General features: G+C 35.1%; 8 protein-coding genes. All 8 read right to left on the minus strand.

The features are described 5' to 3' along the window. Positions 1 to 33: 33 nt before the first annotated feature. From B0E44_RS04785 to B0E44_RS04820, 8 genes are read right to left on the minus strand one after another with little or no spacing between them, the layout of a single operon-like run. Positions 34 to 1,332, minus strand: coding sequence for an AMP-binding protein (locus B0E44_RS04785; protein WP_077371057.1), 1,299 nt, complete (start codon positions 1,330 to 1,332; stop codon positions 34 to 36). Continuing rightward, complete coding sequence (locus tag B0E44_RS04790; RefSeq protein WP_077371058.1) at positions 1,332 to 2,999, minus strand: C45 family peptidase; 1,668 nt, start codon at positions 2,997 to 2,999, stop codon at positions 1,332 to 1,334. The genes B0E44_RS04785 and B0E44_RS04790 overlap by 1 nt, the downstream gene beginning before the upstream one ends. 16 nt (positions 3,000 to 3,015) lie before the next feature. Further along, positions 3,016 to 4,533, minus strand: coding sequence for an NAD(P)/FAD-dependent oxidoreductase (locus B0E44_RS04795; RefSeq protein ID WP_077371124.1), 1,518 nt, complete (start codon positions 4,531 to 4,533; stop codon positions 3,016 to 3,018). Positions 4,534 to 4,538: 5 nt separating this feature from the next. Next, positions 4,539 to 8,225, minus strand: a complete 3,687-nt coding sequence (locus B0E44_RS04800; RefSeq protein WP_077371059.1) for a 1-acyl-sn-glycerol-3-phosphate acyltransferase — start codon at positions 8,223 to 8,225, stop codon at positions 4,539 to 4,541. Positions 8,226 to 8,228: 3 nt separating this feature from the next. Next, positions 8,229 to 9,410 (minus strand): DUF2062 domain-containing protein, encoded by a 1,182-nt coding sequence (locus tag B0E44_RS04805; RefSeq protein ID WP_077371060.1) that lies wholly within the window; start codon positions 9,408 to 9,410, stop codon positions 8,229 to 8,231. Positions 9,411 to 9,426: 16 nt separating this feature from the next. Continuing rightward, positions 9,427 to 9,909, minus strand: a complete 483-nt coding sequence (locus B0E44_RS04810) for a hypothetical protein (RefSeq protein ID WP_077371061.1) — start codon at positions 9,907 to 9,909, stop codon at positions 9,427 to 9,429. A gap of 32 nt (positions 9,910 to 9,941) precedes the next feature. Continuing rightward, positions 9,942 to 10,313: a 3-hydroxyacyl-ACP dehydratase gene (locus B0E44_RS04815; RefSeq protein ID WP_077371062.1), complete on the minus strand. Its 372-nt coding sequence runs from the start codon at positions 10,311 to 10,313 to the stop codon at positions 9,942 to 9,944. Between the two features lie 4 nt (positions 10,314 to 10,317). Beyond that, positions 10,318 to 10,926, minus strand: a complete 609-nt coding sequence (locus B0E44_RS04820) for an outer membrane beta-barrel protein (protein WP_077371063.1) — start codon at positions 10,924 to 10,926, stop codon at positions 10,318 to 10,320. Between the last annotated feature and the right edge of the window lies 1 nt (position 10,927).

Genomic DNA, 10,927 nt, shown 5'->3' on the forward strand with positions numbered 1-10,927 from the left:
TTTTGAATTTTTGCAATTATTCCCAAAAAACTATTAAACAACACTCTTCCTATTGTCAAAAAAATGAATTGGTTTTCGGCTCATAGGATTGAAAATAATAGGTCTTAATACTTCATTCGTAGTGAATTCAATTTTGGGAGTTACACGCAATTTGGCTCTAAAATGATCTTTTAATTCCTGCAGAAAAATTGGGGTTGGGTCTTTTACCGCAATCTTTATCAGAATCTCATCTGTTCCCAAATCATTGGTAGCAATTTCAATGATGTAGCTTTCTATGGTATCAAAATCATTCAAAACATCGTGCATTGCAGGTGGGTACAAAGTGGTTCCTTTGTATTTTATCATGTGCTGTTTTCTTCCGATAACAGGGCCAACTCGCAATGTATTGCGTCCACATTGGCAAGGATCAGTGTGAAGCTGAACAATATCTCCCGTTTTAAAACGAACCAAAGGCATCGCTTCTATTCCCAAAGTAGTAAACGTTAGTTCCCCTGACTCACCATTTTTTACGGGATTGTTATTTTCATCCAATACTTCCACAATAATCAATTCGGGATGATGATGCCCACCTACTCCGTGCTCACATTCGGTAAAGGCTGTGCTCATTTCTGTGGAAGCATAAGTGGAGAACAATTTAATTTTCCATTTATCCGATATTTTTTTGGACAATGCATTCATTGTGAAATCTTGGTTTCTAAGAGATTCACCAATACAAATAGCGCCTTTAACACTGGAATTATTGAAATCAATATTATGATTTTCGGCATATTCAATCATTTTTAGCAAAAAGGAAGGAACCGTAATTAAATAAGTCGGTTTGTATTTTAAAATGGAATCCCATTGCAATTCTGGAATTCCGGCACCCACACGGATGACACCCACTTTCATTTTTCGAAGACCTAAAAAATAAGCCAATCCTGCCATAAAACGACGATCAATTGTCGTCATCAGCTGCACAATATCACCTTCTTTTATGCCTGCGCAATCAAACGAAATCGCTTCATTATAAGCCAGTCTGTCCAAATCACTGTCGGTTAACCCAAAAGTAACCGGATCACCCAAAGTTCCAGATGTAGTGGCGTAATCAATAATTTTATGGGCTGGAACACATAAAAAATCATCATTGTGTTTTTGCAAATCTTCTTTGGTGGTAACTGGCAACTGAGTCAAATCCTCAATTGTTTTTATACTGGTAATATCAATATTGTTTTTAGAAAAAAGGGAACTGTAAAAAGGGGAATTGACATTCACATAGCGCAAAAGTTCTGCCAATTTTTGTTCCTGAAACGATTTTATTTCGGCTGTAGTCGCTATTTCTATCTTTGGAATCATTATCGTTTTCTTTTTATTTTCTTTAAATAGTTGGTAATCTCTTCTTTTTCAGGAAGCGTAGTGATTTCTTTGGTCAATGCTTTTTCAAATTGCTCTTGAGCCAAAACGTATTTTTTATTTTGATAAAAGTACAATCCTACTTTATAATAAACAACCCAATAATCAGGATTTAAAGATTGATAATTTCCAATGAAATCTGAAGGTAAATCCTGTTTCATTTCCAAAAACAAATCCATTTTTTTATCCTCAATCCGAAACTGCTCATAGTTTTGATAGGCAATCGTTTCTAGAAATGGATCCTTGGCAATATTTCTAGTTTCATCTTCTAATGAAACTATACTGTCATTTACTTTTCTGTTTTTAAAAATGGCATTCAAATCATAACAGACAAATTCACCCAATTGATAGGGACTCGAAGATACCCAAACTAATCTTTTTGAAGGTTGAAACACAATTCCGTGATGTGCCAATAAATGGTTTAATGCTTTATCGTTCCCGTATCCCAAAGGCTGATTATTCAATCCTTCTTTATTTCGGAGTATGTCAACAGCAATTTCAGGAGTTATTTTGGGGTTCCCATCCAGTAATTGAGTCATTCGATCAAAACGATATTGGGAATGACTGTTTTTAATCTGGTCTTTATTTCGCTCATTTTCTTTTAAAGCATCACTTTGAAAATGATTGGAGCAAACCAACTGATTACCATTCGAAACCTCAAAAACTCCTAAATTATCCGGTGCAATTTCTATCAATACGGCTTTATTGTCATTGGCACTTCCCACCATAATTGATTCGGAAACAAATACTTTTTTCGCTTTAGCTATTGCAATTGCTTCGTTAATAGTTCTGGCGTATTGCAATATTTCCCGTGTCACTATTGAAATGGGCGTTTTGGCACTCAACGGAATTTTGGATTTTCCGGCATTGATTGTCAGCGTCAATCCTTCGGAGTTCATACCCGAGCAAACGCCTATCATTCCCGGCCAGGTTACCATCATAAACGGATATCCTTCTTTTGGATTGATAAAGGCCACTATTTTATCTTTTGCGAAAGCATCACCTGCATAGAAATCAAAATTTCTACCGAGGATTAAGTCCCCGTCTTCCGTTTTATTTCCCCAAACTGCAAAAGAAGTACAACCTACCAAAGCCAGATCATGAACGGCATGACCAATATCATGGGCCCCGTGCAAGTACATATCTCTTAAGAAATTTGGTGCAATATAATTTAAATTCTTTGGTGCATATTGGGAAAGCCCGTAGATTTCGGTTTGATACTCATTGTCAACATTCAAATATAATTTTCGATTATACCAATGTAAAAAGCGTATCATCAAATTCTTTTTAAAATTGGATGGAATCAAAACATCTACTCTATCAAAAAAAACATGCTCTTGCTTTTTTAATAAAGAATCGGTCAAACTCCCAATTGCCAAACCGCGTTCCAACGGATCGCCTTCAACATAGAGCTCCCATAAGTTTTGTTTGTTTTTGAGTAAAAAATTATTGCCGGTGTAAAAAGTAGTGTTGGATTGTTTTGTTACAACGGGAATGGTGTTATTAAAACTTGTTATTTCCGGTTGATGGTGCATTGATTTTGAAGTACCACAAGATGCGGCCACAAAAGCCAAAACGATGAAAACAATATGTACAATATATTTCTTCATGCACCTCAATTTATCATCAATCCGTCATTTGATTAATTTTGTTGACTAAATATTCCCTGCCCACAATCTCCGAGCAGGTAACAACGGCTCCAATCGTTACTCCTAGAACACCATGCATGTTAATGCTTTGACCCGTTAGATAAAGATTATCCAACTTTGTTTTGGAGGGAATAAAAGTTTTCATTGGGTTATTGGAATCTTTCTCATAACCGTACATATTGCCGTTATGACCGCCAATATAATCCCTGTATGACAATGGGGTCGATGTATGCACCGATTTTATACACGCTGCAATTCCGGGAAACTTCTTCTCTATTTCTTCGAGAAAACGTTCTGTTTTACGAATTTTAAAAGCTTCATAACTTTCGCCTCTCTCCTTTTCTTCAGCAATTGTGTTGAAAGTATCTTTCCAAGCCTCTACATCCGAAAATTTCATATACGCTATAAAAGTCATTCCTTCAGCCCAACCATCTTCCTTTTTGGTGGCATTCGCCGAAGCCAGAAATGCTTTTGGCCAAGTTTCTTCGGTATAGTCTTGAGCGGTCCAAACGTCCTCAGTATTCCTGAAGTGGTAATGATTCCGGTTCAGGTATTTAAAAGTCTTCGGTTTAAAAACGATATACAGACTAAAAGCCGAAACACCTCCTTCCAAACTCGAAACCCGATTGACAAAAGCTTTCCTAAAATGGTCTTCGCCAGCCATTTTCAATGTGGTTTTAGGTTCAATATTCGATATGAAATATTGCGCAGAAACACTTTGTCCGTCTTTTATTTTTGCTTTTGTAACAGCATTATCAGCAACACTTAACTCAAAAACTTCTTTATATTTAAAAGCTACGCCTCCGTACTTCTTCAATTCTTTTATCAACTGTTTTGTTATTTGACTTCCACCGTTAATGCAACGCCAAGCACTTTGCATAAACGTATTCACCGTCAATGCATGGACATAAAACGGCGATTTGTCCCCCATTCCCGCATATAAAAAGTTACTTCCTGCAAAAACAGCACGCAATACTTTATTCTCGGTCAATCCATCAATGAACTCTTTGGCATTTATTTCCAAAATATCACTGTCATATTTTCCTTCCGTTCTTAAATTATAAAGCGGAAATCCATCACAAGTGCTTACTATTGCTTCGCAATATTTTTCTATGGCTTCTCTTTCCTCAGGAAAATACTGGGTCAGTTGTTTTCTAAAATTATCATATCCTTGTGCATGGGGAAATTCTTGCTCATGATTCTCGAAAGAAATCATGTCATATCCATTCTCATCCATTTTCTTGAGATTCAAGCTATCCATAATTCCGATATACTTGAAATATTGATATAAATTTTGTCCCTCGCTCAATCCTCCGATGTAATGAATTCCGGTATCAAAAATGGTCTTGTCCCTCACGAAGGTCTGCAAATTTCCTCCGTATTGATTGTTTTTTTCCAAAACGCAAACACTATAGCCTTCTTTGGCCAAAATGACAGCTGAAACGAGTCCGCCCAAACCGCTTCCTATTACAACCACGTCATAGTGTTTTTTCATCTTCATTAAAACTTCTTTTTTAGTACACTCAAATTTTCAATAGCAATAGCAACATCAAATCCTAAATTCAAAACCACTTCTTTTAAATCACTTGCTTTCAGCAAAATAACCGTTGTAGCCAAATTACAAATTGTTTCCAAACTAACAACAGCATTTTCATCCGAAATCAAGACAACATCATATCTGTTCGGAACAATCGGCTCAGTTGGACTTAAATACTGAATCTTTCTTTTCTTTACAATATAATTCGATTGGGCAACCGCTCTGTTTTCGTTCAAAACAATAACGGAATCAATTTTTCTAAGTGGTTCCTGCAAAGTAATCAGCATATCCAACTGACCATAATCATTGGCAAAATGTAGTACTCGAGCTTTAGTGTCAATCCATTTATTCAAGTTGTAATACAAATCCAAATGTTGTTCTAAATCTGCTTTTATTGTTTGTATAACCTGAGGTTCTTTGTATGCATAACTGTTCACTAGCTTTGCTTTGAAATAATCAGGATCTTCTAAATCCAAACGCATCTTTCTGTATTCCTGTTTAAAGAAAGTACTTATTTTTTTGGTTCGCTCTGCTACATTGTTTCCAAAATCAGGATTATCAGGTGAAACTCGATTCAAAATAGATGTGGTGGTATGCCCGCCATTGAGGATAAAATCCCCTTTTGGACAAACCTCAGAATAGCCGTGAATTACAATTGGAATAATATCCAAATTTAACTGTTCAGCCAAATAAAAAGCACCTTTATGGAAACGTTTTATCGAATTGTCTTCTGATCGCGTTCCTTCGGGAAAAACCATAATGGAAAATCCTTGTTCAACCTTGTCTCGTAAATGCTCTACTCCATTATCCATTCCGCTTGAAACTGGGTAAAAACCGGCCAAACGAACTCCTTTTCCAAAAATGGGCGAATTATAAACCCAATCGCTAACCAAAAAAATGATTTTTGGACTCAACAATCCCACTGCCAAAATATCCAAAAAGGAACTATGATTCGCAATAATTACGGCTGGCTTATCAAATTTTTCATTGGTACTATTTACTATTTTTCGTCTTATCGAAGGATAACTCATCAAGACCGATTTCATAAACTTTGACAAGATATAATGAAAAATTCTCAATTTTGATTTTTTGGAAAAAGGTATAATTTTCATCAAAATCCCACTGACAATTCCCAATACAAATCCTCCCAAACCAAAGTAAGTGAATGAAAACGCCGAGTGCAACAACCGTCTTATTTCATAAGGAGCTTTTGCTTTTTTCACCCGATTGGTCACGAAGAAATGAAATACCAACGGTTGCAGAATAAAAGTAATTAACATTGCCGAAAATATACCAATAATAGCGATCAAAGCAATGGATTTCAGGGCTGGATGTTTCGCAAAAACAAGTACTCCAGTCCCTAAAAATGTGGTTGCAACAGACAATATAATGGAGGTTCTGTAGCTTGGCAATTCTATTTTTCCAAAAGTATATTCCTTTTGCAAAGCCGATGTCATAAAGATACTGTAGTCCACTCCTATTCCAAAAATCAAAGTGCAGACAATGATGTTAAATACATTAAACTGCAATCCGAACATTCCCATAAGACCGATGGTAAAAACCCAACTTATAAGTATCGGAATGATGCTAATAATAACCAATTCTATTTTTCGAAAAGAAAATAACAGCACAAAAAACACGGCTATAAAAGAATAATTGACTAGGTCTTCAAAACTTGTTTTTAGTGTTCCTAGAAAAGTTTCATTCGTTTGTTGTCTATCTATAACAACCAAATTGGGTTGTTTTTTTATTTCATTTACAAAGGCATCCCTTTTTACTTTAGGTACTTTTACTAAAGTCGAAATAGTATAAAAGCCATCTTTTTGGGCAATAAACTCATCGAGGAAAAAGGATTTTACTTTGAGGTATTCTTGAATCGTAATCGGACTAAAGTTCTTGTTCAACAATTCATAAAAACCATCAAAAGTAGTCGCCTTAAAACCGTATTGATTTCCTTCGCTGATTAAAGCCTGCGTTAGATTTGATTTTTTTTGGGAGTTCCAAAAAACATTCCAATCCGCGATTTTTTGTTTTTGAACTTCGGCAGAAAAAACAATCCCACCAATCGAACTGAAATTCAAGATTTCTTTATCTTTTTTGTCCTTTTGCAGTGTTTTGAAAAGTTGATTATTATTGGCCACAACCTCATTATAACTCTTTCCGTAAGTAGCCAAATAAATGGATTTTGACGAATCACTGTTGGCTATATGCTCCAATTGTTTTTCGGCCATTTTCAATTTGGGAGTCATAAAATTCAGAGCCGAAAGATCATTATTGAAAGTAACCTTCGAATAAGTAAAAAACGAAACGCCCAACAGCAATAGCACCGAGGCTACCAAAAATTTATTTTTATGATACGAATAAGCGCCAAGCTTGTCAATGAAATTTGGCTTTGGAATAAATATCTTGGAATTTGACCTGTACAAAATCGGTATTAAAATCAAGGAGAAAACAGATGTCGAAACCACGCTCAAGCACGCAAAAATTCCTAAATCCTGCAAAGCTTCGGATTTGATAAAAAAAAGGCACAAAAACGTAATCGATGTTGTAATACCGCAAAGCAACAAGGGCTTTGTAATGTCTCTGTAGAGTAATTTCACATCTTTTTTATTCCTCAAATGCGTTAAAACATATATTGAATAATCGGTGGTTTCACCCAACAAAACAGAGCTTATTCCCAACGAAATAGCTGAAATACTGCCTCTAGTGAAATACAAAACGGCCAAAGCAAAAAGAGCTCCGAACAAAGACGGAATAAAAATAATAATCGGAGTTGACAGATTTCTGTAGAAAAAAGCCAAAATTATAATCAACGTAACTCCGGCAAAAATAGAAGTATTTTGTACATCGGATTTGATTTGGGTCGCATTGGCTACAGCCACAGGCGTCGCCCCAAAATAAGTCATCTCCACTTTACCTTTGAACTGTCCATTCAGATTCGTTCTGATTTTCTCCAAATTATGGATAAAAATGGTGTTCTTGTCAGTTTCATTTGTTTCCAACTTGGGAGTCACAAAAAGTAATAAGTTCTTCTTGTCTTTGCTCAATATAAATCCGTTATGCAGCGCAAAATCATCACCAACACTCAGTTGCTGCAATTTCTTCAAGGCAATAAACGAAATTCCAAGAGGATCCCGAAGAATAAAATCTTTGGAAACCAATCCCGCAGGAGAAATTATGGATTTATAATCGGAGGCAATACTGTTGGCAATACTGTCCTTTTGTAATTTATTCTGAATTTGTTCATAATCTTTTTGATTCAAAAAAAGAGGCAGATTGGCATATACAAAATCAAACGTTTCCTGAATATTTTCTTCTTCAATTTTGCCCTGCACTTTGGCAACAAAAGGTTTGCAATTAGCATCTAAACTATCGATGAAGACATTAGCATATTCCGTCAGATTCTCGGGTGAACCATTGCCTTTAGCTGAAATGATGATAGTTATTTTATCGGCAAAATTAACCTGATTCAACACTTTTGAAGTCACTCCCGATTTATCATTGGAGGGAATCAATTGATTTATATTTTCCTGAAATGTTAATTTGGAAGCAAAGAACCCCAAAAACAAAGCTACAGCGATTACCAAACCTGCAGAAAGGAATTTCCGCTTGGTCATAAATGCATATAAATCGTAAAGAAAATTGCTCATAGGCTATTTTTTATTTTTAAAATTATCCGCCAAAGTGAGAAGCAAATAACCTGTAAGACCAAACAAAACAGCTGTCAAAGTAGCTAAGATAAAACTTCCAACAACATATTGGGTAATGTTTTTTTGAATATCGGCAAGAGTCATATCCATACTCAAAAACAAAGGTTTATCGCTCACAATAAAATAGCTTCCTATTTGCAATGACCCATAAATGATAAACGGAATGAAAGGCGGAAAACTGATATTCGAAAAAGCAAAAGCAATGGCTTTATTCAGCTTCAGCAAAACTGCCAAAAACAAAACCAAAATCGTTTGAAATCCCCAAAAAGGAGAAATCCCGATAAAAACGCCCAATGCGATTGAAAATGCTTTTCGTCCATTCGAATCACTACTTTCTAATATATTTTCAAGGAAAAATTTCTTAAGTCCTTTTTTTTTTAGTTTCCGAAAAAAATCTCTCGGCTTTATGTAAATCAAGGCAATGGTAACCAAAAACGTATTTAGAATACTAATTCGGGTAAAATCTTTGAAAGGCCTAAAATGGGAAACCCGTTCCTCTGGGTCATACAAAACCTGAACTGGAATGTTCCTGACCGGAATACCTTTCCAGGCCGAACGCACAATAACTTCGATTTCAAACTCAAATTTATTAGTGAAATAATGCCTAGGAATTTTTCGTAAAGGGTACATTCTAAATCCTGATTGGGTATCTTCGAGCTTATTTCCGGTTTCAAACCAAAACCAAAAATTAGAAAATTTATTACCAAAACTGCTTTTTTTAGGGATATTCTCCCCGGTCATATTTCGGCAACCTATCAATAGTTCATCGGAATTTGTTTCCAAAGTCTCAATAAAACTAGGAATATCCGAAGCAAAATGCTGTCCGTCTGAATCTATGGTGATGGCATAATTGTAATTTAATTCCAAAGCTTTTTTGAAACCGTTGCGTATCGCCATTCCTTTCCCGCTGTTTTTGGAATGGTAAATTTGTACCAAATTGGGATAGGTTTCCAAAATTTGAGCGGTGGTATCCGTAGAACCGTCATTGACCACAATTACATTGGAAGTATATTGCAAAACCGAATCTAAAACACGTTTTAAAGTCTTGTGATTATTGTATGTCGGCACAATAACACAAACTTTGTATTGTTCAAAACCTACCATTTCGGGAAAGCTAGTATTCATTTACGCTATTCTTTAACTATTTGATTGATTGTTTTTCGGCAGCTGTAAAACTTTTTGATTGTGTTATAAAATCACCAATATAGGTTTTCAAAGCACTCGATTGTTCTTTATAATGATCCAATAAAAACTTTTTGTCTTCCTTTTTATTCCCTCTATAATTAACAATCTTTGGCACATTTTCCTGAACGCTCAATCGGATCATTCTTATTTCTATTGAGTTGGGTTCATTTGCAACAGCGTATTCAATCAAGCTAGAACCTTCTTTGAATTTCTTGGATTTATCCGAAGCTTTTTTTTCCAATTTTGAAAGGATAGCCAAAGAAGCCCCTTTGTAGGCTACCAAGGTTTTATTGTCCTCTTTGCCGACCTCATGCAACTTTGCCGCAAACTCTTTTGCATTACTTTCAGAACTGAGAACAGCAACATATAATTTTCTGATTTCAGTGATAGAAGGATTGCTGAAAACGAATAAAAAAAAGGCTAAAAAGGTAGTTTTCATTTTTATAAATTAAAATTAACTGCGTTTACATGCTAAACTTTTCTGTAAACACTGCTCAATTTCAAAGCAATGGTTTCATCAAAATAGCTCACATTTTTAACTTTAACCAAATTGTCCTCTGTAATGGTAACATCCAATTCCAAAAGTAATTCTGGGGTTTGAAATGGGTTAATCAATGCCATAAATTTCACATTGGATAATGATTGCATAAACAAAGAACTGCCTGTAATTTGCTCAGTCAGCTCTTTTATAATTTGCATCATACAAACACCAGGCATTATGGGGTTTCCAGGAAAATGTCCTTTAAAAACATCATGATCCTCGTTGATTAGAATCACTGCCTTATATTTAGAATCGGCAGTGTTTTCCAATGAAATTATTTTATAAAAATTTTTTAATAACATAGCTTTATTTTACATCAAAAGTATAAGTTCCTCCTATCGAAAATACCACATTGGTATGATTATCACTAAAATCGAACACTGGAATAATTCCTTTTTTCACTCTCCCCTCTATTCCAAAATTTGGTGTGAAATTGAAACCTAATCCCAAAACAAAAGCCATATCCACATTGGCATCCGTGTTGAAGTTTTTATTGGTTACAAAATCAAGTGTTGGTCCAAAATGAACATTAATTCTATCGGCAAAAGTAAATTTATTCAAAACTTCAAAAGATAAATAATCCACATCCAAGTCAGCACTATTGGTAGATGATCTATAATTTGAACCTTGACCCGAATAATCAATCTCAGGCTGCAACGTATAAAATTTAGACAATTTTATTGCTCCATAAAAACCAATATAAAAATCCGTTTTGGATTCATAGTGAATATTTGGGAGACTAGGATTGGGATCAAAAGGATCTGCATAATAATTATTCCCTTTAGTAAAATGACTAAAATTGGCACCTCCCCTAAATCCCGGTTTAAAACTCACCTGAGCTTCTGCTTGTACAATTCCAAAAAAAACAAAAAATAAAATCAGTATTCCTTTAGTTATTTTATTGGTCCAGCTCATA

It is taken from the genome of Flavobacterium sp. A45 (genome assembly GCF_002001005.1).
GTDB lineage: Bacteria > Bacteroidota > Bacteroidia > Flavobacteriales > Flavobacteriaceae > Flavobacterium.

Excerpts from the sequence above, each read along its gene's own strand:
- B0E44_RS04785 (WP_077371057.1), bottom strand. The coding sequence starts at position 1,332 with ATGATTCCAAAGATAGAAATAGCGACTACAGCCGAAATAAAATCGTTT.
- B0E44_RS04790 (WP_077371058.1), bottom strand. The coding sequence starts at position 2,999 with ATGAAGAAATATATTGTACATATTGTTTTCATCGTTTTGGCTTTTGTG.
- B0E44_RS04795 (WP_077371124.1), bottom strand. The coding sequence starts at position 4,533 with ATGAAAAAACACTATGACGTGGTTGTAATAGGAAGCGGTTTGGGCGGA.
- B0E44_RS04800 (WP_077371059.1), bottom strand. The coding sequence starts at position 8,225 with ATGAGCAATTTTCTTTACGATTTATATGCATTTATGACCAAGCGGAAA.
- B0E44_RS04805 (WP_077371060.1), bottom strand. The coding sequence starts at position 9,410 with ATGAATACTAGCTTTCCCGAAATGGTAGGTTTTGAACAATACAAAGTT.
- B0E44_RS04810 (WP_077371061.1), bottom strand. The coding sequence starts at position 9,909 with ATGAAAACTACCTTTTTAGCCTTTTTTTTATTCGTTTTCAGCAATCCT.
- B0E44_RS04815 (WP_077371062.1), bottom strand. The coding sequence starts at position 10,313 with ATGTTATTAAAAAATTTTTATAAAATAATTTCATTGGAAAACACTGCC.
- B0E44_RS04820 (WP_077371063.1), bottom strand. The coding sequence starts at position 10,926 with ATGAGCTGGACCAATAAAATAACTAAAGGAATACTGATTTTATTTTTT.